Below are 23,393 nucleotides of genomic sequence, written 5' to 3'. Positions count from 1 at the left end.
GACCTCAAATCTTCTGATTGTATTCGCCGACCTCGGGATGGGTACGCAGCACGCTGTCCATCACCTCGAACATATCGCGCATCCGCTGCTCGGAGACCGGGCTTTCGACCACCACAACAAGCTCGGGTTTGTTCGATGACGCCCGCACCAACCCCCAGCTTCCATCCTGCGCCGTCACCCTGATGCCGTTGACGGTGACAAGATCGCGGATCGGCTGGCCGGCGATCTTGTCGCCGTTGGCCTTGGCCGCCTCGAAATGCTTCACCACGCTGTCAACGATGCCGTACTTGGCCTCGTCGGCGCAATGCGGCGACATGGTCGGCGAGGACCAGGTTTTGGGCAAGGCGTCCTTCAGATCTGCCAGCGATTTGCCAGCTGCGCGATCGAGCATCTCGCACACAGCGATCGCCGAGATCAGTCCGTCGTCGTAACCGCGGCCCATCGGCGCGTTGAAAAAGAAGTGCCCGGATTTTTCGAAACCAGCGAGCGCGCCGAGCTCATTGGTGCGCCGCTTCATGTAGGAGTGGCCGGTTTTCCAGTAGGTCGTCCGCGCGCCCTGCTGCTGCAATACCGGATCAGTGACAAACAATCCTGTGGACTTCACATCGACCACGAAATGCGCATCCTTGTGGATCGCCGACATGTCGCGCGCCAGCATCACGCCGACCTTGTCGGCGAAGATCTCCTCGCCGGTGTTGTCGACCACGCCGCAGCGATCTCCGTCACCGTCGAAACCGAGACCGGCGTCGGCCTTGTGTTCGAGCACCGCGTCGCGGATCGCGTGCAGCATCTTCATGTCTTCGGGATTGGGATTGTACTTCGGAAAGGTGTGATCAAGCTCGGTATCCAGCGGGATCACCTCGCAGCCGATCGCCTCCATCACCTGCGGCGCGAAGGCGCCGGCGGTACCGTTGCCACAGGCCACCACGACCTTCAGCTTGCGCTTCAGTTTCGGCCGTTTCGTCAGATCAGCGATGTAGCGCGCCGGGAAACTGTCGTGAAACTCATAGGAGCCGCCCGCCCTGGTGGCGAAGGCCGCGCCGAGCACGATTTCCTTGAGCCGCGTCATCTCGTCTGGCCCAAACGTCAGTGGCCGGTTGGCGCCCATCTTGACGCCGGTCCAGCCATTGTCGTTATGCGAGGCCGTCACCATGGCGACGCAGGGGACGTCGAGCTCAAACTGCGCGAAGTATGCCATCGGCGTCATGCAAAGTCCGATATCGTGAACCTTGCAGCCCGACGCCAACAAGCCGGAGATCAGCGCGTACTTGATGGAGGACGAATAGCTGCGGAAATCGTGACCGGTGACGATCTCCTTCTTCTGGCCGAGTTCACCGATCAGCGTGCCAAGGCCCATGCCCAATGCCTGGATGCCCATCAAGTTGATTTCCTTGCCGAACAGCCAGCGCGCGTCATATTCGCGAAAGCCGGTCGCCTTCACCATCGGCTCGGATTCATAGGCATAGGTGTTCGGTGCCAGAACGGGTTTCGGCTTCGGAAACATGCGGATGGGCCTCTCAAGGAAAGGACATGACATAAGGAAATGCAGCGCTGGCGATACCACTGCTGCTGGAATGCGGGAGCTAGAACTATTCCTGCTTTGATGACATCAAAGCCGGGCTCAAGCTTTTTATTTTAACGCGTTTTCTTTGACGCGAACCGGTACCCACTTCGCTTGAAAACGCTACAGGTCTGTGAACGGCAATTGCGGCATAATTCGCGACGGCAAAACGACACGCGTCAACCCCGACGCCGATGCCGAATTACTGTTCCAGCATCATCCGCCCGTTCGCGAATTCGAAGCGCTTGAGTTTAGACAAAAAAGATAAACCAAGCAGATTTTCAGACAGCGCTTCGTCGGGCAGCACCATGGCATCGACATCGCGCACGATGAGACCGCCAATGTCGACCATGGCGAGCCGGGTGCGCGCCGCCTTGAGCTTGCCATTGGCCGTGGTCACCGTCGTCGTGTAGTCGTTCTGCGAGGGCCGCACGCCGAGCCGCGCGGCCGAGCTTTCGTTGAGCGCGACGACGGAGGCACCGGTGTCGACCATGAAGCCGATGCGCTGGCCGTCGATTCGGCCTTCTGTCTGGAAGTGGCCCCTGCCGTCGCGTGCAATGCTAATGCTGCGGATGCCGGCCTGGGCATTATCCTGAAGCGCGGCGAACGCCGTCGGCTGCGTCGACGTGGTGGGCCGCGCGGCTGCGGTCGTGGTCATCTCGTCAGCCAGTTGCGCCATATAGGCGCCGGCGCCGATCAGAAGCGCGGCAAGAATTATCAGATTACGCATGGCGCATACTCACTGACAAATGACGACGCGGCGATCTCGCAACCGCCACCAGCCGGCTACGAGCAATGACGAAGCTGCTATTTGTGCCAAAAGGATGAGCGAAGCGTTAACACGCGCGCGGAGCTGCGCGGCCGATCGGGGAAGTACCTATAGCGTTTTCGAGCGAAGTGGGTACCGGTTTGCGTGACGAAAACGCGTCAGGTCAAAAAGCTAGAGTCTTTCACGTGAGCGTTGAAAGACGCTAGCGGCCATCTTCCGTCGTCAAGGCAAATGCCACAACCGCATAGCGCCTGTGGATCAGCATCAATAGTTCGGTCGGCGACGAGGACCGCCCAGCGCGCCGCCACGAGATGTCGAATGAGCAATCGATCCATCCATCATCGCGGCGCTTGGCTTCCGCAAAACTAGCCTGGTAGCCCACTTCTTGGGTCATCACAGGCAGTTCGATGACCGCCCGCATTTGCGTATCGTCCGCGACGATCAACCGGGCCCTGCGTTCACGGGGAATGAAATAGTCGACCCACCTGAGCGCCCCTAGAGTCATGACGGCCAGTACGGTGGCAGCCATGCCGAGCACGAGCTGGCCTCCACCCAGCGAGAGCCCGATCACGGTCATCAGCCACAGCGTCGCCGCGGTGGTGACGCCGGCGATGAGGTCACCCTTCTTGAAGATGGTGCCGGCGCCGATGAACCCCACGCCGGTCAAAATGCCGAGCGGCAAACGCATGACGTCAATCTGGACAAAGGACTCGACCGTTTTGCCGCTGGTCGATAGCAGGATGTTCGCCTGGATCATGGCGATCGAAGCAGCAAGACCGACCAGAATGGTGGTGCGAAATCCGGCCGCATGCCCTTGCACGCCCCGGTCAAATCCCACGATACCCCCCGCAACCATTGTCAGAGCGAGACGGATCGCGATATCCGACCAGGTCGGCTGCAGAAGCATGTCCATCATGTCCATGAAGGGCCTCAAGGTGGGTCACGGCGAGAGACGTCACGTCAACGCCTCATCAATGGTGCGAGTTCCCCGGTCAATCGGCCCCTTCAGGTCCCGCGTGGCTTAACCCGCCGTGTCGGCGGCGCATTCGCCGGATCATCCGGCCAGGGATGCCGGGGATAGCGCCCGCGCAGATCAGAACGAACGGCGGCATAGCTGCCGCGCCAGAAGCCCGGCAGGTCGCGCGTCACCTGCACCGGGCGATGCGCCGGAGACAGCAATTCCAGAACCAGCGGCACCTTGCTTTGCGCGATCGACGGATGCGTCGTCAGGCCGAACAATTCCTGCAATCTGACGGCGATGGTCGGCCCCTGCTCGGCTTCGTAGTCGATCGCGAGCATCGTACCAGTCGGCGCCTCAAAATGGGTCGGCGCCTCGCGCTCCAGCCGCGCGCGCAAACTCCAAGGCAACAACGCCATCAGCGCTTCCGACAGATCGCCGGCTGAAAATTCCTTCAAAGCGGTCTTGTCGAACAGCGCGGGCGCCAGCCACATGTCGGTTGTGGCCACAAGCCCGGCATCGGACAGGTCCGGCCACTCCTCGCCTTCCGCCGCGCGCAGGAACATGACCCGGTCGCGCCATTGCTTGAGCGGCTTCGACCACGGCAAGCGATCCAGACCCGCTCCTATCAATCCTTCGGCGAGGATGCGCGCTGTCGTAACCGACGGCGCGACCGCCACCGGAGCTTCGGCAAGCGTGATCGCATGCAGCCGCTTGCGCCGCCGTGCCCGCAAACTCATCGCCGCGCGATCGAATGAGATCTCCTCGTCGGTCTCGATCTGGTCGGCGAAGCGCGATTCGATCTCCGCCTGCGCGATCGGTGCAGCCAGCAAGATACGGCCGTTCGCGGCGGTACCGGTCAGTTCAGCAACCGCGATAAAAGGCGACCGCGCCAGCGCCGAGGCCTGATCGGCCGACGCGCCGCGACCGTTGGCGAGCACGAACGACCCGTTGCCGCGATTGCGCGCCACGCGATCGGGAAACGCGAGAGCGAGCATCACACCGCTGGAAGGAAAGGTTTCTCCCTCCCCACCAGAGGCGGTAGGGGTAACAGGCACCGCTACCTGAGACGCCCAACGTTCCGCAAGCTGCCTCGCGCCGGTGGCGCGTGGCGAGCGGTCGCGGCGAAAGCTATCGAGCCTCGCATCGAGATCGACGCTGTCGCCGCCCAGACCCCGCTCGGTCAGCACCGCCGCAATGTCCGCAGCCTCCCGGCCTGCGCCGAGACGATGCGCGCCCACGATCATGCGCGCGAGCCGAGGGGGCAGCGCCAACGCCCGCAAACTTTTTCCTTCGTCGGTGATGCGGCCATCGGCATCCAGCGCGCCAAGCTCGCGCAGCAGGCTTCGCGCCTCGTTCAACGCGGGAGCAGGCGGCGGATCGAGAAACGTCAGTGTGGCGGGATCGCGCACACCCCATTGCGCGAGATCGAGCACCAACGACGACAGATCGGCTGAGAGGATCTCGGGCTGGGTATAGGCGGACAGCGAGGCGGTCTGCGGCTCGTCCCATAGCCGATAACATACACCAGGCTCCGTGCGGCCGGCGCGGCCCCGGCGCTGGTCCACCGCGGCGCGCGAGGCACGCATGGTTTCCAGCCGCGTCAGGCCGATGTCAGGCTCAAAGCGCGGCACCCTCGCCATGCCGGAATCCACCACGATGCGGACGCCCTCGATGGTCAGCGAGGTTTCTGCGATCGATGTGGCCAGCACCACCTTGCGACGCCCCCTCGGCGCGGGCGCGATGGCGCGATCCTGCACCGCGGCGTCGAGCGCGCCGAACAGCGGCACGATCTCAATGGATGCATCGTGCACCCGTTCAGCGAGCATATTTTGCGTGCGCCGGATTTCGGCCGCGCCCGGCAGGAACGCCAGCACGGAGCCTGCATCGGTGCGCAGCGCTGTCGCGATCGCGTCAGCCATCTGCCGCTCTAGTGGTGAATCGGGCTTGCGGCCAAGATATCGCGTTTCAATCGGAAAGGCGCGGCCCTCGCTTTCGATCACGGGCGCGCAGCCAAGACGTTTTGCTATCCGCGCGCCGTCGATGGTCGCGGACATCACAAGAATCCGCAAATCCTCCCGCAGTCCGGTCTGGACGTCACGCGCCAGGGCGAGCCCAAGGTCTGCATCGAGCGAACGCTCATGAAACTCGTCGAACAGGATCGCGGCAACACCGTTCAATTCGGGATCGTCGAGGATCTGCCGCGAGAAGATCCCTTCGGTGACGACCTCGATACGCGTTCTGCGCGAGATCTTGGAGCCGAAGCGCACGCGATAGCCCACGGTCTCGCCAACGCGCTCGCCCAACGTCTGCGCCATTCGTTCCGCGCTGGCGCGCGCCGCGATCCGGCGTGGCTCCAGCACGACGATCTTCCTGCCGGCGACCCAGGGCGTGTCGAGCAGTGCCAACGGCACCCGCGTCGTCTTGCCAGCTCCCGGCGGCGCCACCAGCACCGCGGCGTTGTGCGCAGCAAGCGTGCGTCCAAGTTCGCCGAGCACGGCGTCGATCGGAAGCGGGTTGGCGAATGTTTCCGTCAAGGAATAGGTCCGCGCGTACGGTAGGGTAACGGGAAGGTCGTCCTATAGCGTTTTCGAGCGAAGTGGATAACCGGTTCGCGTGGAGAAAACGCGTCAGATCAGAATGATAGAGCCCCGCTTCTGATTCCATCAGAAGCGGAAAGGCTCTAGCGCACCACTTGCCAAACGGCCAGGCGATACCTCTGTCCGATCACTTTCCCGGGAAACCGGCACATTATTTGATTGGTGAAAGGAGAACGCAACCGATCCGCCTGTAAACAGGCCCCATCGCGCCGAAAAGAGACAACCATGACCGGAAACGGCACAGCTGCGCAGAAAACCGAACGGGTCGACTGGGTCGACTATGCCAAGGGCATCTGCATCATCATGGTGGTGATGATGCACTCGGTGCTGGGCGTTGAGGCCGCAGCCGGACAGACCGGCTTCATGCACCTCGTGGTCGAATTCGCAAAACCGTTCCGGATGCCGGATTTCTTCCTGATTTCCGGCCTGTTCCTGCCGCTCGTCATTAACCGCGACTGGCGCACCTACCTCGACCGCAAGGTCGTGCACTTCTTCTACTTCTACGTTCTGTGGACCGCGATCCAGTTCGGCTTCAAGGCCCCCCACTTTGCCGCCGAGGTGGGCTGGCCGGGCGTCGTCCATCTCTATCTGATGTCGTTCATCGATCCGTTCGGCACGCTGTGGTTCATCTATCTGCTGCCGGTGTTCTTCGTGGTCATCAAGGCCACGCGCCGGATCGCGCCTTGGGCGATCTGGGGCGCTGCGGCGGCGCTCGAGATGACGCACATCTCGACCGGCTGGACGCTTATCGACGAATTCGCCGCTCGCTTCGTCTACATCTATTCCGGATACCTGTTCGCAAACTACGTATTCGCATGGTCGGCCCGCGCCCGCGCTTATCCGGGATTGACGCTGGCGGCGCTTGCGCTGTGGGCTGTTGTCAACGGCGGCCTGGTCCATACTGGCATCAGCGAATGGCCAATCGTTTCGCTCGCGCTCGGTCTCGCCGGCGCCAGCGCCATCATCGCCGTTGGCACGTTGCTTGCGAAAATGCGCTGGCTGAACGTCGTGCGCTATTGTGGCGAGCACTCGATCGTCATCTATCTCGCGTTCTTCCTGCCGATGGCCGCCTCGCGCACGATCCTGCTGAAAACAGGTCTGATCCAGGATGTCGGCCTGATCTCTCTGATCGTCACCATCGCCGGCGTGATCGGCGCGGTGCTGATCTGGTGGGCCTGCCGCAACACGCGGGCGAACTTCCTGTTCGAGCGTCCTGACGCCTTCTGGATCGCGCCGAAGAAACGAGCCTCCGCGATTCAGGCGGCGGCCGAATAATCCGGCTCGGTCGCCCGGTCAAGGCCCGAAACCCCTGCGCTTTTTGTCGGTCATGAGAACGCCGCGGGGGTGCCATCAGCGGGAAAACTCCTTAAGTTGCGGCCATGCCGAAGAAGCCCGCCGCCAAGCCCGCTGCCGCGATCGACGCAGCCGAGATCCCAGCCGCCATCCCCGCGACGATTCCTGCGGCGAAAGCTGAAGCTGGGACCAATATGCAGGGACAGCACGTCTTTCTGGTCGACGGCTCATCCTACATCTTCCGCGCTTATCACGCTCTGCCGCCGTTGAACCGCAAATCCGATGGGCTGCAGGTCAACGCGGTGCTCGGCTTCTGCAATATGCTGTGGAAGCTGTTGCGCGACATGCCGAAGGACGACAAGCCGACACACCTCGCGATCATCTTCGACAAGTCCGAGGTCACGTTCCGCAACAAGCTCTATCCCGACTACAAGGCGCATCGGCCGCCTGCACCCGACGACCTGATCCCGCAATTCGCGCTGATCCGCGAAGCGGTGAAAGCGTTCGACCTGCCCTGCCTCGAACAGATCGGCTTCGAAGCCGACGACCTGATCGCGACCTATGTGAGGCAGGCGTGCGAGCGGGGCGCGACCGCGACCATCGTATCTTCTGACAAGGACTTGATGCAGCTCGTTACCGACTGCGTCACCATGTACGACACCATGAAGGACCGCCGCCTCGGCATACCTGAAGTGATCGAAAAGTTCGGCGTGCCGCCGGAGAAGGTGGTCGAGGTACAGGCTTTAGCCGGTGACAGCGTCGACAATGTACCGGGCGTGCCGGGCATCGGCGTCAAGACCGCCGCGCAACTCATCACGGAATACGGCGACCTCGAAACGCTGCTACAGCGCGCCGGCGAAATCAAGCAGCCGAAGCGGCGCGAGACGTTGATCGAGAATGCCGAAAAGGCCCGCATCTCGCGGCAACTCGTATTGCTCGACGACAAGGTCGCGCTCGATGTGCCGCTGGACGACCTCGCGGTGCAGGAGCCCGACGCCCGCAAGCTGATCGCCTTCCTGAAGGCGATGGAATTTACCACGCTGACAAAACGCGTCGCGGACTATTCCGAGCTTAACGCGACCGAGATCGAGCCGGACAGAAAAAACGCCAGCGGGGCCTCTTCGACAGCGCCCAAGGCGTCCGTAGCCGCCGTCACCGGAGACCTGTTCGGTAGCAGCGATGGCGTCGTGAAAAGCACGCCGATCATCAGGGCAAAGGGCGACGCGGAGATCAAAACGCCTGCGGCCCTTGCCGCCGCCCGCCTTGAAGCGGTGCGCAAGCTGCCGGTCCAGCGCGACACCTACGAAACCATCCGCACGCTAGAGCGGCTGAAAGACTGGGTTGCCCGCATCGATAACAATGGCAGCTTTGCCTTCGAAGCCCTGGCACCGACGATTGATCCCATGCAGGCCGAATTGTCGGGCTTCACTCTGGCTCTCGCGCCTAACGATGCATGCTACATCCCGCTCAGCCACAAACAGGCCGGCGACGGAGCCGGCCTGTTTGCCGCCGGTCTTGCGCCCGGTCAGATCGCGGTCCGCGATGCGCTGGAGATCCTGAAGCCGATCCTTGAATCCAGCGGTCACTTGAAGATCGGGCTCAACATCAAGTTCAGTGCCGTGCTGCTCGCGCAGCATGGCATCGTCATGCAGAATCAGGACGACGTCGAGCTTATCTCCTACGTGCTCGATGCCGGGCGGGGCTCCCACGATCTTCAATCGCTGGCACAACGCTGGCTCGGGCATACCGCTTTGAGTTATGGCGAACTGACCGGCAGCGGCAAGAACAAGCTTGCCTTCGATCAGGTGGCGATCGAGCGCGCCACGGCCTACGCAGCGGAACATGCCGACCTCACCATGCGGCTGTGGCAGGTCTTAAAGCCACGGCTGGTCGCTGAGCGCATGAATGCGGTGTACGAGACGCTCGAGCGGCCGATGGTCGCGACGCTGGCGCGGATGGAGCGGCGCGGCATCACCATCGACCGGCAGGTGCTGTCGCGTCTCTCGGGTGAATTCGCGCAGACCGCGGCCCGGCTGGAAGCCGAGATCCAGCAACTTGCCGGCGAGCCGATCAACGTCGGCAGTCCGAAGCAGATCGGCGACATCATGTTCGGCAAGATGGGCCTGGCCGGGGGCAGCAAGACCAAGACCGGCGCGTGGTCGACCTCGGCGCAAATCCTCGATGAGCTCGCCGAGCAGGGCCACGACTTCCCGCGCAAGATCCTTGACTGGCGACAGGTATCCAAACTGAAATCGACCTATACCGACGCGCTGCCCGAATACGTTCATCCCCAGACCAAGCGCGTGCACACGACCTATGCGCTCGCCGCCACCACCACCGGGCGGCTGTCGTCGAACGAGCCGAACCTGCAGAACATCCCGGTGCGCAACGAGGAGGGACGAAAGATTCGCCGTGCCTTCATCGCGGCCCCCGGACACAGGCTGGTGTCAGCCGATTACTCTCAAATCGAACTGCGGCTTCTTGCGGAAATCGCCGATATCCCGGTGCTGAAGCAGGCGTTCCGCGACGGCCTCGACATCCACGCCATGACCGCATCGGAAATGTTCGGCGTGCCCGTAAGGGGAATGCCAGGCGAAATCCGCCGCCGGGCCAAGGCCATCAACTTCGGCATCATCTACGGCATCTCGGCTTTCGGCCTCGCCAATCAACTCGGCATCCCCCGCGAAGAAGCAGCCGCCTATATCAAGAAGTATTTCGAGCGCTTTCCCGGCATTCGCGCCTACATGGATGCGACCCGCGATTTCTGCCGCGAGCACGGCTATGTCACGACCCTGTTCGGCCGCAAATGCCATTACCCCGACATCAAGTCGCCGAACCCGTCGCATCGCGCCTTCAACGAGCGCGCCGCGATCAACGCGCGCCTGCAGGGGTCGGCTGCCGACATCATCCGCCGCGCCATGGCGCGGATGGACGATGCGCTTGCGGCGAAGAGGCTGTCCGCACGGATGCTGCTGCAGGTCCATGACGAGCTGATTTTTGAAGTGCCGAACGAGGAGGTCGCGGCAACGCTGCCGGTCGTACAGCATGTGATGCAGGATGCGCCATTCCCGGCGGTGTTGCTGTCGGTGCCGCTGCAGGTCGACGCCCGCGCCGCTGATAACTGGGACGAAGCACATTAGGATCATCCCAACGGCGACCTGACAAGAACACAACAAGAACTGCACGACGACGCTGACGCCTGCACGCGCCGCCTTCGACTCGGAACGTTTCGCCGCTCGTGATATTGAATCCCTTTCTGCAGTTTTCAGCCCGTTGCGTATGGAGTTTTCGATGGCCCCGCGTGCTAACTGGAAGGGCTTTCTACGCCTTTCGCTCGTGACCTGCCCGGTAGCCCTGTTTCCGGCGACCTCGGAGTCCGAGAAGGTCAGCTTCAACCAGATCAATCGCAAGACCGGGCACCGCATCAAGTATCAGAAGGTCGATGCCGAAACCGGCGACGAGGTCGACAACGACGATATCGTCAAGGGGTACAAGATCGATACCGATACCTATCTCGAAGTGACGAAGGACGAGCTCGACAACATCGCGCTGGAGTCCACCCACACCATCGATATCGACCGGTTTGTGCCGCGCGCAGAGATCGACGATCTTTATATCGTCAGGCCGTATTATCTGGTGCCGGACGGCAAGGTCGGACACGATGCCTATGCCGTGATCCGCGACACCATCAAGGCGACGGGCAAGGTCGCGCTGGCTCGGGTGGTGCTGACCAATCGCGAGCACGTCATTGCCCTTGAAGCGCGCGACAACGGGTTGGTCGGCCTGCTGCTGCGCTACGCTTACGAGGTACGCGAGGCATCGGACTATTTCGACGACATCAAGGAGGTGAAGATCACCAAGGACATGCTCGATCTCGCCAAACATATCGTCGAGCAGAAGTCCGGCCGCTTCGAGCCGACCGCCTTTAAGGATCATTATGAAGCGGCGCTGCTGGACCTGATCGAGCAGAAGAAGGCAGGCCACCCGATCGCAAAAGCCAAGGTCAAGACCGAAAGCAATGTCATCAACCTGATGGACGCCTTGCGGCGGAGCCTGAAGGGCGGCAGGTCTGAGCGGACAGAAATCACCGCCGCTCCCGCGAAGGGCAAGAGGTCAAAGAAGCGGGTCGAAGGTCAGCGCGAAATGTTGTTTCCGATCGAAGGCAAGAAAGCCGCGAAGGAACCCAAGCGCGAGACTGCGAAACGGCCAGCCAGGACGCGCGCCGCAAAAAAGGTACCCGCGGCAAAGCGCAAGGCCGGATAGCCGGGCGCGGACATGCGCAAGCTGATCGCCTTCGACGACGAGACCATGACCGCGCTGGCGCAGCTCGGCCGCGATCGCATGGCGACCCTTCAGGATCTGGCAGACGAGGCGTTCGCCGACCTTTTGAAGAAGCACGGCGTGCCGATTGATCTCAAGGATGCCCTGCGGAAGAGTGCGGGCGTCGGAAAGAAAAAGGCGTGACGCCGGCAGCACTCTTGCGCTTACCGGGCGTTGCCGACGTTTGATCCTTGATCGGAGCCGTCGCCGTGCCATCCCGAAAGCTCAGCACCTACCGCAAGAAACGCGACTTTTCGAAAACCGCCGAGCCGAGCGGCAAGGCGCGCGTCGTGCCCGCTAGGCAACTGCGGTTCGTGATCCAGAAGCACGATGCCACCCGGCTACATTACGATCTCCGCCTTGAGTACGAGGGGGTGTTCAAATCCTGGGCTGTGACGCGAGGTCCCTCGCTCGACCCCGGCGAGAAGCGGCTGGCAGTCGAGGTGGAGGATCACCCGCTCGACTACGGCGACTTCGAAGGTACCATCCCGAAAGGTCAATATGGCGGCGGCACGGTGGAAATCTGGGATCGCGGCTACTGGTACGCCGAAGACCCGGCGAAGGGCCTCGCGAAGGGCGACCTTAAATTCGCGCTGATGGGCGAGAAGCTCCAAGGCGAATGGGTGCTGGTGCGCATGAAGCATGACCGTAGCGGCGGAAAGCGCACCAACTGGCTGCTGATCAAGCACCGCGACGACTACGCAAAGCCGGGCGGCGGCGAGGATGTGCTGGAAAAGGATCGGTCGGTCGCATCGGGTCGGACCCTCGAACAGATCGCCAAAGGCCAGGGCAAGGCGCCGGAGCCTTTCATGATGACCAGGCGGATCGCCGGCTCTGACGCGGTTTGGGATTCGAACAAGGGCGCTGCCGCGGAGGCGCGCGCCAGGGAATCGAAACGGTCGGCAAAGCCGAGCGCAAAGCCCGCGTCGACCGGCAAGAAGGCGCTGAAGAAAGCCCGAGTACAAATTGCCAAGGCTCGCGCGATCAAGGGCGGGATACCGAACTTTGCCGAACTTCAGCTTTGTAAAACGGCAACGCGCCCGCCATCGGCGGAGGGCTGGGTGCATGAAATCAAGTTCGACGGCTATCGCATCCAGATACGGATCGAGAACGGTGCCGTGACGCTCAAAACCCGCAAAGGCCTCGACTGGACCGACAAGTTTTCAGTCATCGCAAAGGCGGCCGCGAAACTGCCAGACGCCATCCTCGACGGCGAGATCGTCGCGCTCAACGCAAAGGGCGATCCGGATTTCTCGGCGATGCAGGCCGCGCTGTCCGAAGGCAAGACGGATGCGCTGGTGTACTTTGCTTTCGACCTTCCGTTTGCCGAGGGCGAGGATCTGCGCCCGCTGCCGCTGCTGACGCGCAAGGACCGGCTTCGCAAGCTGCTCGGGCGCTCTGCAAGATCCGACCGCGCACCGATCCGCTACGTAGAGCATTTTGACGTGAACGGCGAACAGATGCTCGCAACGGCGCGCGAATCCGGCCTCGAAGGCATCATCTCCAAACGCATCGACGCGCCCTATCGCGCCGGCCGCGGCGGTAACTGGGTCAAAACCAAGAGCCGTCCCGGCCATGAGGTCGTAATCGGCGGGTGGAAGACAACAGGCGGCAAGTTCCGCTCGCTAATGGCGGGCGTCTATAACGGCGACCACCTCGTCTATACCGGCATCGTCGGCACCGGCTACGACCGCGATACCGTGAAACGCATCATGCCGGCATTGAAAGCCGCGGCCGCATCGAAAAGTCCTTTCACCGGCAAGAATGCGCCGGCCGGCGGTCGCAACATTCATTGGCTGAAACCTGAACTAGTCGCCGAAATTGAATTCGCCGGTTGGACTGATGACGGCATGGTCCGGCAAGCAGCCTTCAAAGGGCTGCGCGCGGACAAGCCGGCGCGCGAGGTCAGGGCGGAAATGCCGGCCCGTGCGGCCGCCCCACGGTTCAACAAGATACGGCCCGACAAGACAAAGCTCAACGCAACACAGCCCAACGCGCGAGCCACACCAGCAGCGAACACCGACACGACCAGATCGCGGCAACCTCGCACGTCTGCGGCGCGCGATCGCTCGACGGTGATGGGCGTTGTGATCTCGCATCCAGATAAAGCGCTATGGCCGGATGCGGGGGACAGGCAGCCGGTCACCAAGCTCGATCTTGCCACCTACATCGAAGCCGTGGGCGGCTGGATGATCGGCCACATCCGCGGACGGCCGTGTTCGATTGTTCGCGCACCAGATGGCATTGATGGCGAAACGTTCTTTCAGCGCCACGCCATGCCGGGTCTCTCGGATCTGGTCACGCAAGCGAAGGTGGCAGGCGACCGAAAGCCTTATCTGCAGATCGACCGCGTCGAGGCGCTGGCGGCGGTGGCGCAGATCGGCGGTATCGAATTGCATCCGTGGAATTGCGTGCCCAACGAATACACGGTGCCAGGACGGCTGGTATTCGACCTCGATCCCGCGCCGGGCATCGCATTCCCCGACGTGATCGCTGCGGCCAAGGACATGAAGCAGCGGCTCGAGGCGCTCGGGCTCGAAACGTTCTGCAAGACCACCGGCGGCAAGGGGCTGCACGTCGTCACACCGCTTGCAATCAAGCAAAAAGACGGATTGAACTGGAAGCAAGCTAAGATGTTCGCCCAAGCCGTCTGCGAACAAATGGCCGCTGACGCACCCGATAAATATCTCATCAACATGTCGAAGAAGCAGCGCGAGGGAAAAATCTTCCTCGATTATCTTCGCAACGATACCAAATCGACGGCTGTCGCGCCGCTGTCGCCGCGCGCGCGGCCCGGCGCCACTGTATCCATGCCGCTGAACTGGTCTCAGGTGAAAGCCGGTCTTGATCCTAAACGTTTCACACTCCGCACCGCGCCATATCTCTTGAAAAAGAGTAAGGCGTGGGCGGACTATGACAAGGCCGCGCGTCCGCTAACCACCGCAATCAGCAGGCTCGTACGATGACGAACATGACAGGTAGTAGCCGAAGGATCGCGCTGCTCGGCATTCCCATCGACATGGGCGCATCGCAACGCGGCACCTTGATGGGGCCAGCAGCACTGCGGACCGCGGGAATCAAGCCGGTGCTGGAAAACCTGGGCATCGATGTCCTGGATCATGGCGACATCTCCATTGCTCAGGTCGTGCCGGCAACCGACCCAATTCCCGCGAAGACCAACAACTACCGCGATATCCAGGCATGGATCCGCGCACTCAGCCCGCGCGCTTATGATCTGACGAAGTCCGGCGCGATCCCTATCTTTCTTGGCGGCGACCACAGCCTCTCGATGGGTTCGATTAACGGTGTCGCGCGCTATTGGCATGAAAGAGGACGCGAACTGTTCGTACTTTGGCTCGACGCTCACGCCGATTACAATACGCCACTGACGACCATGACCGCGAACATGCACGGCATGTCCGCCGCTTTTGTGTGCGGCGAGCCCGGGCTTGATGGGCTGCTCGGCGACGAGCCGCGCTCAGCCATCTCGCCAGCGCATCTGGACCTGTTCGGCATCCATTCGATTGACCCGCTCGAGAAGAAGCTGGTGCAAGACCGTCGCATCGCGGTCGCTGACATGCGCGCGATCGATGAGTTCGGCGTATCCGTATTGATTCATCGCGTCATCGAGCGAGTGAGGGCGCGCAATGGCGTCCTGCATGTCAGCTTCGATCTCGACGTCCTGGACCCCGGCATCGCGCCCGGCGTCGGCACGACCGTTCCGGGAGGAGCGACCTATCGCGAGGCACATCTCGTCATGGAACTGCTATACGATTCCGGACTGGTCCGTTCGGTCGACATCGTCGAACTCAATCCGTTTCTCGACGAACGCGGGCGAACCGCGCGGGTCGCGGTGGAATTGATCGCGAGCCTGTTCGGGCAGCAGATCACCGACCGCCCGACTCCGAGCAATGCGCTGGAGCCGGATAGAATCTGAACACGCGCGGCAGTCTTGCGGACATCATGCAAATGCGGTCGTGACCGCGCGTCCGACGGCCGCGATGACAGCGTTTTGCCGATCCGCCGAGGCGGTGGCGCCCGTGAGATAGGCCGTCACAATAAACGGCGCCCGATCCGGCGGCCAGATCACAGCGACATCATTCGCTGTTCCCCGCTCGCCGGACCCGGTTTTGTCGCCGACGCGCCACGCGGCCGGCAATCCGGCGCGCAGGCGCTTGCCGCCAGTTGTATTGGCGGCGAGCCAGCCCGCGAGTTGAGCGCGCGACTCCGCCGACAGCATGCCGTCCAACACCAACGCCCGCAAATCGGAGGCCATCGCGTTCGGCGTCGTGGTATCGCGCGGATCGCCTGGCAGCGCTTCATTGAGTGCCGTCTCGGCGCGGTCGAGACGCGTCATGTCGTCGCCCAGCCCCCGCACAAAAGCGGTCAGGCCCTGCGGGCCGCCAATGCTCGCGAGCAGCAGATTTCCCGCCGTGTTGTCGCTGAGCGTAATTGCGGCCTTGCATAGTTCTGCGACGGTCATGCCGTGCGGGCCGACGTGCTTCTGCGTCTCCGGCGAATGGGTCACGAGATCGGTCTCACTGAAATAAATCCGCCGCGAGAGATTTTCCTTGCCGGCATCGACCCCTTGAAGAACGGCGCCCGCCGCTAGCACCTTGAAGGTGCTGCACATTGGAAACCGCTCGTCCATCCGCTGGCCGACGCGCTGGCCGGTGCTGGTATCGAGCAGCGTGACACCCAGCCGCCCGCCGCCGCTTTCATTTTCCAGCCTTTTCAATTCGTCGACAAACTTCTCATGCAATGCCGAGGCCGCCCGGACTCGGCCAGCCCGGCCCATGACGACCAGCCCCGCCAGGCCCGCACCCGTCGCACACAGCAATCGTCGTCTGCCGATCATTTTTTAATCGTCCTCATATTTGGCTGTGCCGAGATAGTTAGATATGCCGTAGCGCGGCGTAACTATCGAAGAATGGATGGGCGAGCATCGAACCGCTCTTCAAGACATCGATGTGCAGGCTTACTCTGCCGCCTCCTTAGCAGCCGGAGCCGCGGCCTTGACCTCAGCATCGACGTCATTCTCGAATCTACCAAAATTCTTCCGGAACATGTCGACCAGGGCGCGCGCGGTCCTGTCGAACTCGACCTTATCGGCCCAGGTCTTGATCGGATCGAGGATATGCGGCTCGACGCCTGGTACCGAGGTTGGGACTGCGAACCCGAAATATTTGTCATTGTGAAACTGGACGTCGCGCAAGGAGCCGTCGAGCGCTGCGCCGAGCAGAGCGCGCGTGACCCTGATTGGCATGCGACGGCCGGTCCCGTATTTGCCCCCGGTCCAACCGGTGTTCACCAGCCAGCAATCGACCTTGTGCTTCGCGATCAAGGCGCGCAGCATGTTGCCGTAGACGCTGGGATCGCGCGGCAAGAACGGCGAGCCGAAGCAGGTGGAGAATTCTGGCTGCGGCTCGTTGCCGAGGTCGCGCTCAGTTCCCGCTACTTTCGCGGTGTAACCCGAAAGAAAATGATACATTGCCTGCGCCGGCGTCAGCCTGGCGATGGGCGGCAGTACGCCAAAGGCGTCAGCGGCCAGCATGATCAGATTTTTTGGCTGGCCGGCACAGCCTGTTAAAGACGCGTTCGGAATGAATTCGAGCGGATAGGCCGAACGGGTGTTCTCGGTCTTCGAGTCGTCATTGAAATCGGGTACCCGCGTGGCTTCGTCGTGTACGACATTCTCAAGCACTGCGCCGAAGCGTTTCGAAGCGGCGTAAATCTCGGGTTCGGCCTCCTGCGACAGCCTGATGCATTTGGCGTAGCAGCCGCCCTCGAAATTGAAGATGCCGTCCTTGCTCCAGCCGTGCTCATCGTCGCCGATCAGCGTGCGTTTGGGATCGGCGGACAGCGTGGTCTTTCCCGTTCCCGAGAGGCCGAAGAAGATCGCGCTGTCACCGCCGGGGCCGACATTGGCCGAGCAGTGCATCGGCAACACGCCTTTGTCGGGCAGATGGTAGTTCAGCGTGGTGAAGATGCTTTTCTTCATCTCCCCGGCATAATGAGATCCGCCGATGAGAATGATCTTGCGGATGAAATCGATGGCCACAACATTCTCCGAGCGAACGCCATGCCGTTTGGGATCGGCGCGAAAGCTCGGCAGGTCGATGACGGTCAGTTCAGGTACGAAGTTGGTAAGTTCCGATATCTCCGGCCGGCGCAATAGGGTGCGAATAAAAAGCGAATGCCAGGCCAACTCGGTGAAAACGCGTGTCTTGATACGAAAATTTGGATCGGCACCACCATAGAGGTCCTGTGCGAACAGCGTCTTGTTCCCGGCGTGCTCAAGAAAGTCGGAATACAACGCGCCGAATTGCCCCGACGTCATCGACTGGTTGCCTGCCCACCATATATTTTTATCGGTGGTCACATCACGGACCACGAACTTATCCTTGGGGCTTCGGCCGGTGAAGATACCGGTCTCCGCGCATAACGCGCCATCCGCATTCAGCATCGCTTCGCCTGTACGTAGGGCATGCTCGTAAAGCTGCGGCGCGCCAAAATTCCAGTACACGGCCTTGAGATTTTTTAGGCCGAACTTTTCGGCGCCGAAGGCGCCGTTACGCACGCCTGTCTCAGGCACGGAAAATTCCTCCTCGTCGAATCCGCATCGCAGGGCGCGATCATAACCAATCGCGCTTCCGCAGCGATGTCTAAATTATAGCCGTCCAGAGCCGGCATCGATCAAGGCCAAACTCATCTGGCCAATCCCGGCTTACTCCAGAGGATTCGGATCAAGCCTATGCTGACGCGCGGGCCTTTTCCGCCAATTCCTTCAAGACACCGCGAAGTTCCTCGGGCGTGACGATCCGCCGCGGAAAATCAAGGCGCAACGCATCACGCTTGTCGGCACTCATGTCCAAGCCGTCGGGATCGCAGCCGGTGCAGCGCCAGTCGGCCGTCTCCGCGCCGAGCAACCGCGTTGCATAAAGATTCAAGGCGTCGCGATGATCGCCATTCATATGTTCGATCGCAGTTTGTTCGGCCGCGACCAACGCGTCCGCGCCCTCAAGGCTGGTCAGAATCTTTTCCGGCCTGAGATCAACAATCCGTCCGAAACCGGCCACCAAATGAACTCCGGTTAGCCGAATCCGGAAGAACGAAAAATCATTGAAATCCGCGAAAGATTCCGCCGAGGGGTGAACGTTCAGATAACGCCTTCGCAGGATTGCCTTGAGTTCCCCATCCGCCTCCTTGGCTGTTCCCGCGACCATGATCCGCGAGCCTTCCAGAGGGTCGCCGGCTGCGCGCTCGTCCAGCATCAGCGACACCCTGGGATCGGCGAGCAGATTTTTCGTATGCACTGCAAGGCGTGAAATCAAAAGAATTGGTGAACCATCGTAATGGCTTGCGACATTCACAAGGGAGCAATAGGGGTCGCCGCTACCTGCCATTAAGGTTGCAAGTGCGCCTTGCCGGCTGCGGCGTAGCAGGGATCGGGTCAGGTTTGTGGCTGTGAAATTGGCGGTCGGCTGCATGGCTTAAATCCTCAAATTTGAAAAACCACCTTTTCAGGGCTAAACTGATAACCGAACAGAGTGGGAACGGTAGGGCCTTTCGCACGTTTAAAGAGCCTCGGTCACACTTCAGCCTCGCTTGCATTGCTCGTTGACTGCGTTCTTAAGGTCACACCAATGGCAGACGGTCGAATTGTTCGCCTCTCGCCACCCGCTTCGGAAAGCAGGCATATGCCCACAATTGCTTTGGTCGATGACGACCGCAACATTCTCACATCGGTGTCGATTGCGCTCGAAGCCGAAGGCTATCGCATCATGACTTATACCGATGGAGCGTCGGCACTCGACGGCTTCCGCACCAGCCAGCCGGACCTTGCGATCCTCGACATCAAGATGCCGCGCATGGACGGAATGGAGACACTGCGACGACTGCGTCAGAAATCCGACCTGCCCGTTATTTTCCTCACCTCCAAAGACGAAGAGATTGATGAACTGTTCGGCCTCAAGATGGGTGCCGACGATTTCATCCGCAAGCCGTTCTCGCAACGGTTGCTGGTCGAGCGCGTCAAAGCGGTTTTGCGCCGAGCCTGCCCGAAAGATCCTGCCGCCGTACCCAAGGAGAGCGACGCAAAGGCGCTCGACCGTGGCCTGCTGCGCATGGACCCGGAGCGTCACACCTGCACCTGGAAGAACGAGCCCGTCACCCTGACCGTCACGGAGTTCCTTATTTTGCAAGCGCTGGCGACACGCCCCGGCGTCGTCAAAAGTCGCAACGCGCTGATGGACGCCGCCTACGATGATCAGGTCTACGTCGATGACCGCACCATCGACAGCCACATCAAGCGGCTGCGTAAGAAGTTCAAGGTCGTCGACGACGACTTTGAAATGATCGAAACCCTGTACGGCGTGGGTTACCGCTTCAGGGAAACCTGATAACATCGTTATGGGCGCGGCCCGTGAACCGGATGTTCGATGACATGTCCGGTTTGCTTTCGGTGTGAATGCGAACGTTCGTCGTCCAGCCGCATCTTCAGCGACAAACGCGAAGCGTTTACGCGGGAATGACAGCAATAGTGAATTTGGTGCAACCGGGCAGTTTCAGTCCTTGCTTGATCGAACGCAGCCTGATTTGAATCCCGAGACCGAGGACACCTCACAAGTCCTGGCGGCGGAAGGTCTTGCCGATCAGGCCCAACGGACGCCGCCCTGGCAACGGCCGCTTGGCTGGCTCAGGCGCGCAGGCCAGTTTCTCTTCACGCTCAGCTTTTCGAGCCTGACCCGCCGCATCGTATCGCTTAATCTCGCCGGCCTGATCGCGCTGGTCGCCAGCATTCTCTATCTCTCGCAATTCCGCGCCGGCCTGATCGATGCGCGCGCGCAAAGTCTGCTGGTACAGGGCGAGATCATAGCCAGCGCCATTGCCGCCTCGGCCACGGTCGAGACCAATACGATAACAATCGATACGGATCGCCTGCTCGATCTCAAGCCCGGCGAGAGCTATGGCGCACCGGACGAAATTTCAGGGCTGGACTTTCCAATCAATCCTGAGCGGGTCGCTCCCGTGCTGCGGCGGCTGATCTCTCCGACCAAGACCCGGGCGCGCATCTACGATCGCGACGGAGTATTGATTCTCGACAGCCGCAGCCTCTTTCGCCGCGGCGACGTCATACGTTTCGAACTGCCGCCCCCGACCGACGTCAAGCCGGGGTTCATTGAACGCACCACGATCGCGATCCGCACCTGGCTCAATCGCGGCGATCTTCCGCTCTATCGTGAGCTCGGTCCCGAAAACGGCAACGGCTATCAGGAGGTTGCGCAGTCGTTAAAGGGTGAGAAATCCAGCATGGTGCGCATTAACGATCGGGGCGAAATCATCGTTTCGGTCGCCGTTCCGGTCGAACGCCCCCGCTCCACCATTTTCGGCTCGCTGATGCTATCCACGCAAGGCGACGATATCGACCAGATGGTCATGGCGGAACGGCTGGCAATCCTGAAAGTATTCGGCGTTGCCATGATCGTCATGATCGTGCTGTCGCTGCTGCTCGCAAGCACCATCGCCGGACCGGTACGGCGGCTCGCAGACAGTGCGGAGCGTGTGCGGCGCCGTATCAAGACGCGCATCGAGATTCCCGACTTCACTCGCCGCCGCGACGAAATCGGTCACCTATCCGGCGCGCTGCGCGACATGACCGACGCGCTCTACAACCGTATCGAGGCGATCGAGACCTTCGCGGCCGACGTTTCCCATGAACTGAAAAATCCCCTCACCTCGCTGCGCTCCGCGGTGGAGACCCTGCCGCTCGCGAAGACCGACACCAGCCGCAGCCGACTACTGGAAGTCATCGAGCACGATGTCCGCCGGCTTGATCGACTGATCTCCGACATATCCGACGCAAGCCGACTCGACGCCGAGCTACAACGGCAGGATGAGGCGCCCGTCGATATCCAGCGTCTTTTGACCATGCTTATATCGGTCGCGAACGAAACCAAGCTCGGCCGCGACATCAGTGTCGACGTGCGCTTCGAAGGCAGTCGCACCTTCTCGGTGCCGGGGCATGACTTGCGACTAGGACAGGTGATATCCAACCTCCTGACCAATGCTCAATCGTTTTCGAAACCCGGCGGCCGTGTGCGCATCGTGTGTCGCCGCTTGAAATCCGAAATCGAGATCGTCGTGGACGACGACGGTCCCGGCATTCGCCCCGACGCGCTGGAGCGCGTGTTCGAGCGCTTCTACACCGACCGACCCGACCAGGGTTTCGGTCAGAACTCCGGGCTTGGCCTTTCGATTTCGAAACAGATCATCGAAGCGCATCGCGGACGGATCTGGGCTGAAAACCGCCCCGGACCGACTGATGCCCACGGCGACATCCGGATCGCCGGCGCGCGTTTCATCGTCCGGCTTCCCGCGTCATGATCGCGTCGTCCGGACCGACGATCCATGGCTCCGCGGTTCTGGTAGGAGATCGCGCCGTTCTGATCCGCGGCCCCTCCGGCGCCGGCAAGTCTCGTCTCGCCTTCGACCTCATCCTCGCCGGCCGCAGCCGCCAGCTCCCCGTAACGACGCTGGTCGGCGATGACCGCCTCTTCGTGACGCCGCTTCATGATGGGCTGCTCGTCAGGCCCGCGCCTGAGCTTGAGGGAATGATAGAAATCCGTGGGTTCGGGATTCGCCGGTGCGCTTTCATCGCGGAGGCGCAGGTCGGCCTCGTGATCGATCTCGAGGCGCCCGACGCGGAGCGCTTGCCGCCGCCAAAAGCGCTGCGAACCACCATATTAGGGGTCGATCTGGCCCGAATTCCGGTTGCAGCTACTTTTTCGCCACTTCCGATAGCCATCGCTGCGCTGACGACTATTCCGGGTTGCAGCGACACTCGCTCCACCACCGATTGTCCGGGGGAATCCGGTAACCATATAAGTCCTACTACAGCCATGGAGTAAACCATCCCGGCTTTCAGAGCGGACCCGCTTTTCAGGGAAAAACCTAGCACTCCCCCTTGCGTGAGAGCTCTGGATGGTCAAAGTGGCCTGTTCGTGCGGTGCACCAAAAGCACCCGCGAGGAGTTTTCAATGATTGGTCTGGTACTTGTGACCCACGGGCGCCTTGCCGATGAGTTCAAGGCGGCACTCGAACATGTGATGGGCCCGCAAAAGCAAATCGAAGCCATCACCATCGGCGCCGAGGACGATGCCGATCTGTGCCGGGGCGATATCATCGAAGCCGTCAATCGCGTCGACAGCGGCAACGGGGTTGCCATTCTCACCGACATGTTCGGCGGTACGCCTTCAAACCTCGCGATCTCTTGCATGAGCCGGCCCAAGGTCGAGGTGCTCGCAGGCATCAACCTTCCCATGCTCGTCAAACTTGCCAAGGTGCGCAACGATCTCCCGCTGCCGGAAGCCATCGCGGCGGCGCAGGAAGCCGGACGCAAATACGTGACGATCGCCAGCCGGGTACTCGCCGGGAAATGACCGGACAGCCTGACGACGCAGCCTCCTCGGGTCCCCCACCGACGGTGAGCGAGGCATCTCCTGCCGGAACGGTCTCCTGCGAAATTTCGATCATCAACAAGCGCGGCCTTCATGCGAGGGCGTCCGCGAAATTCGTACATCTGGTCGAACGCTTCGACGCCGACATTAGCGTAACGCGCAATGGCGAGACGGTCGGAGGCAATTCGATCATGGGATTGATGATGCTGTCCGCGGGAATCGGAACGACGATCATCGTTTCGGCAACTGGTCCGGAGGCGAAAGCGGCGGTCGACGCGATCACAGAGCTCGTCGGCAATAAGTTCAACGAGGACGAGTGATCGTCTTCTCGCTCTTGCCCCTAAAACAGTCGTCAGAAAGCGTTTCCCGAGGTTGACGCTTGCTTGCCCGCCGTTCGGGCGGGTGCTATCCCGCGCCCCATGACGACCAGTGC

18 protein-coding genes are annotated in these 23,393 nt (G+C 61.5%); 11 read left to right on the top strand and 7 right to left on the bottom strand.

All coding sequences use genetic code 11. The features are described 5' to 3' along the window. Positions 1–4: 4 nt before the first annotated feature. From GGQ85_RS05595 to hrpB, 4 genes are all read right to left on the bottom strand, one after another. A complete protein-coding gene (locus GGQ85_RS05595; protein WP_079445433.1) occupies positions 5–1,504 on the bottom strand; it encodes a phosphomannomutase/phosphoglucomutase in 1,500 nt (499 codons plus the stop codon). Between the two features lie 259 nt (positions 1,505–1,763). Next, positions 1,764–2,291 (bottom strand): TIGR02281 family clan AA aspartic protease, encoded by a 528-nt coding sequence (locus GGQ85_RS05590; protein ID WP_309773722.1) that lies wholly within the window; start codon positions 2,289–2,291, stop codon positions 1,764–1,766. Positions 2,292–2,532: 241 nt separating this feature from the next. Then, a complete protein-coding gene (locus GGQ85_RS05585) occupies positions 2,533–3,252 on the bottom strand; it encodes an MgtC/SapB family protein (protein ID WP_244553381.1) in 720 nt (239 codons plus the stop codon). Positions 3,253–3,335: 83 nt separating this feature from the next. Next, on the bottom strand, positions 3,336–5,825 hold the full coding sequence (gene hrpB, locus GGQ85_RS05580) for an ATP-dependent helicase HrpB (RefSeq protein ID WP_309773721.1): 2,490 nt from the start codon (positions 5,823–5,825) through the stop codon (positions 3,336–3,338). A gap of 288 nt (positions 5,826–6,113) precedes the next feature. Between hrpB and GGQ85_RS05575 the strand changes: the two genes are divergently transcribed. From GGQ85_RS05575 to rocF, 6 genes are all read left to right on the top strand, one after another. After that, positions 6,114–7,163, top strand: a complete 1,050-nt coding sequence (locus GGQ85_RS05575) for an acyltransferase family protein (RefSeq protein WP_309773720.1) — start codon at positions 6,114–6,116, stop codon at positions 7,161–7,163. A gap of 104 nt (positions 7,164–7,267) precedes the next feature. After that, a complete protein-coding gene (polA, locus tag GGQ85_RS05570) occupies positions 7,268–10,321 on the top strand; it encodes a DNA polymerase I (RefSeq protein ID WP_309773719.1) in 3,054 nt (1,017 codons plus the stop codon). 151 nt (positions 10,322–10,472) lie between these two features. Then, positions 10,473–11,444 (top strand): non-homologous end joining protein Ku, encoded by a 972-nt coding sequence (gene ku / locus GGQ85_RS05565; RefSeq protein ID WP_309773718.1) that lies wholly within the window; start codon positions 10,473–10,475, stop codon positions 11,442–11,444. A gap of 12 nt (positions 11,445–11,456) precedes the next feature. Beyond that, a complete protein-coding gene (locus tag GGQ85_RS05560; protein WP_309773717.1) occupies positions 11,457–11,645 on the top strand; it encodes a hypothetical protein in 189 nt (62 codons plus the stop codon). 65 nt (positions 11,646–11,710) lie between these two features. Further along, entirely contained in the window at positions 11,711–14,467 is a 2,757-nt protein-coding gene (ligD, locus tag GGQ85_RS05555; protein ID WP_309773716.1) for a DNA ligase D, read from the top strand. Then, complete coding sequence (rocF, locus tag GGQ85_RS05550; protein ID WP_309773715.1) at positions 14,464–15,438, top strand: arginase; 975 nt, start codon at positions 14,464–14,466, stop codon at positions 15,436–15,438. Before ligD ends, rocF begins: the two co-directional genes overlap by 4 nt. A gap of 24 nt (positions 15,439–15,462) precedes the next feature. On the opposite strand, the gene bla is transcribed toward rocF, so the two are convergent. From bla to GGQ85_RS05535, 3 genes are all read right to left on the bottom strand, one after another. Beyond that, positions 15,463–16,359, bottom strand: coding sequence for a class A beta-lactamase (bla, locus tag GGQ85_RS05545; protein WP_309773714.1), 897 nt, complete (start codon positions 16,357–16,359; stop codon positions 15,463–15,465). A 120-nt stretch (positions 16,360–16,479) separates the two neighbouring features. Then, entirely contained in the window at positions 16,480–18,096 is a 1,617-nt protein-coding gene (locus tag GGQ85_RS05540) for a phosphoenolpyruvate carboxykinase (RefSeq protein ID WP_079445425.1), read from the bottom strand. 157 nt (positions 18,097–18,253) lie between these two features. Further along, positions 18,254–18,991: a HugZ family pyridoxamine 5'-phosphate oxidase gene (locus tag GGQ85_RS05535; protein ID WP_309773713.1), complete on the bottom strand. Its 738-nt coding sequence runs from the start codon at positions 18,989–18,991 to the stop codon at positions 18,254–18,256. A gap of 210 nt (positions 18,992–19,201) precedes the next feature. On the opposite strand from GGQ85_RS05535, the gene GGQ85_RS05530 reads away from it, so the two are divergent. The 5 genes from GGQ85_RS05530 to GGQ85_RS05510 all read left to right on the top strand — a co-directional run bounded on the left by GGQ85_RS05530 (position 19,202) and on the right by GGQ85_RS05510 (position 23,280). Continuing rightward, positions 19,202–19,903 carry a response regulator transcription factor gene (locus GGQ85_RS05530; protein WP_079445423.1) on the top strand — a complete coding sequence of 234 codons (702 nt, stop codon included), beginning with the start codon at positions 19,202–19,204 and terminating at the stop codon, positions 19,901–19,903. A 172-nt stretch (positions 19,904–20,075) separates the two neighbouring features. Beyond that, the gene (locus tag GGQ85_RS05525) at positions 20,076–21,887 is read left to right on the top strand and encodes a sensor histidine kinase (RefSeq protein ID WP_173815889.1); all 1,812 of its coding nucleotides are present in this window, start codon (positions 20,076–20,078) and stop codon (positions 21,885–21,887) included. Beyond that, positions 21,884–22,411, top strand: coding sequence for an HPr kinase/phosphorylase (locus tag GGQ85_RS05520; protein WP_079445422.1), 528 nt, complete (start codon positions 21,884–21,886; stop codon positions 22,409–22,411). The genes GGQ85_RS05525 and GGQ85_RS05520 overlap by 4 nt, the downstream gene beginning before the upstream one ends. 129 nt (positions 22,412–22,540) lie before the next feature. Continuing rightward, positions 22,541–22,942: a PTS sugar transporter subunit IIA gene (locus GGQ85_RS05515; RefSeq protein ID WP_079445421.1), complete on the top strand. Its 402-nt coding sequence runs from the start codon at positions 22,541–22,543 to the stop codon at positions 22,940–22,942. Beyond that, a complete protein-coding gene (locus GGQ85_RS05510; RefSeq protein ID WP_079445420.1) occupies positions 22,939–23,280 on the top strand; it encodes an HPr family phosphocarrier protein in 342 nt (113 codons plus the stop codon). Before GGQ85_RS05515 ends, GGQ85_RS05510 begins: the two co-directional genes overlap by 4 nt. The last annotated feature ends 113 nt before the right edge of the window (positions 23,281–23,393 follow it).

The sequence above is a fragment of the Nitrobacter vulgaris genome (assembly GCF_031453995.1).
GTDB lineage: Bacteria > Pseudomonadota > Alphaproteobacteria > Rhizobiales > Xanthobacteraceae > Nitrobacter > Nitrobacter vulgaris.
The sequence above is the reverse complement of the archived record's forward strand: the minus strand, read 5'-3'. Positions and strand labels throughout refer to the sequence as shown.

What these genes read in the sequence shown, in the direction of transcription:
- GGQ85_RS05595 (WP_079445433.1), bottom strand. Translation starts at nt 1,504, where the DNA reads ATGTTTCCGAAGCCGAAACCCGTTCTGGCACCGAACACCTATGCCTAT.
- GGQ85_RS05520 (WP_079445422.1), top strand. Translation starts at nt 21,884, where the DNA reads ATGATCGCGTCGTCCGGACCGACGATCCATGGCTCCGCGGTTCTGGTA.
- ku (WP_309773718.1), top strand. Translation starts at nt 10,473, where the DNA reads ATGGCCCCGCGTGCTAACTGGAAGGGCTTTCTACGCCTTTCGCTCGTG.
- GGQ85_RS05585 (WP_244553381.1), bottom strand. Translation starts at nt 3,252, where the DNA reads ATGGACATGATGGACATGCTTCTGCAGCCGACCTGGTCGGATATCGCG.
- bla (WP_309773714.1), bottom strand. Translation starts at nt 16,359, where the DNA reads ATGATCGGCAGACGACGATTGCTGTGTGCGACGGGTGCGGGCCTGGCG.
- GGQ85_RS05590 (WP_309773722.1), bottom strand. Translation starts at nt 2,291, where the DNA reads ATGCGTAATCTGATAATTCTTGCCGCGCTTCTGATCGGCGCCGGCGCC.
- GGQ85_RS05575 (WP_309773720.1), top strand. Translation starts at nt 6,114, where the DNA reads ATGACCGGAAACGGCACAGCTGCGCAGAAAACCGAACGGGTCGACTGG.
- GGQ85_RS05560 (WP_309773717.1), top strand. Translation starts at nt 11,457, where the DNA reads ATGCGCAAGCTGATCGCCTTCGACGACGAGACCATGACCGCGCTGGCG.
- GGQ85_RS05535 (WP_309773713.1), bottom strand. Translation starts at nt 18,991, where the DNA reads ATGCAGCCGACCGCCAATTTCACAGCCACAAACCTGACCCGATCCCTG.
- GGQ85_RS05530 (WP_079445423.1), top strand. Translation starts at nt 19,202, where the DNA reads ATGCCCACAATTGCTTTGGTCGATGACGACCGCAACATTCTCACATCG.
- rocF (WP_309773715.1), top strand. Translation starts at nt 14,464, where the DNA reads ATGACGAACATGACAGGTAGTAGCCGAAGGATCGCGCTGCTCGGCATT.
- GGQ85_RS05510 (WP_079445420.1), top strand. Translation starts at nt 22,939, where the DNA reads ATGACCGGACAGCCTGACGACGCAGCCTCCTCGGGTCCCCCACCGACG.
- polA (WP_309773719.1), top strand. Translation starts at nt 7,268, where the DNA reads ATGCCGAAGAAGCCCGCCGCCAAGCCCGCTGCCGCGATCGACGCAGCC.
- GGQ85_RS05515 (WP_079445421.1), top strand. Translation starts at nt 22,541, where the DNA reads ATGATTGGTCTGGTACTTGTGACCCACGGGCGCCTTGCCGATGAGTTC.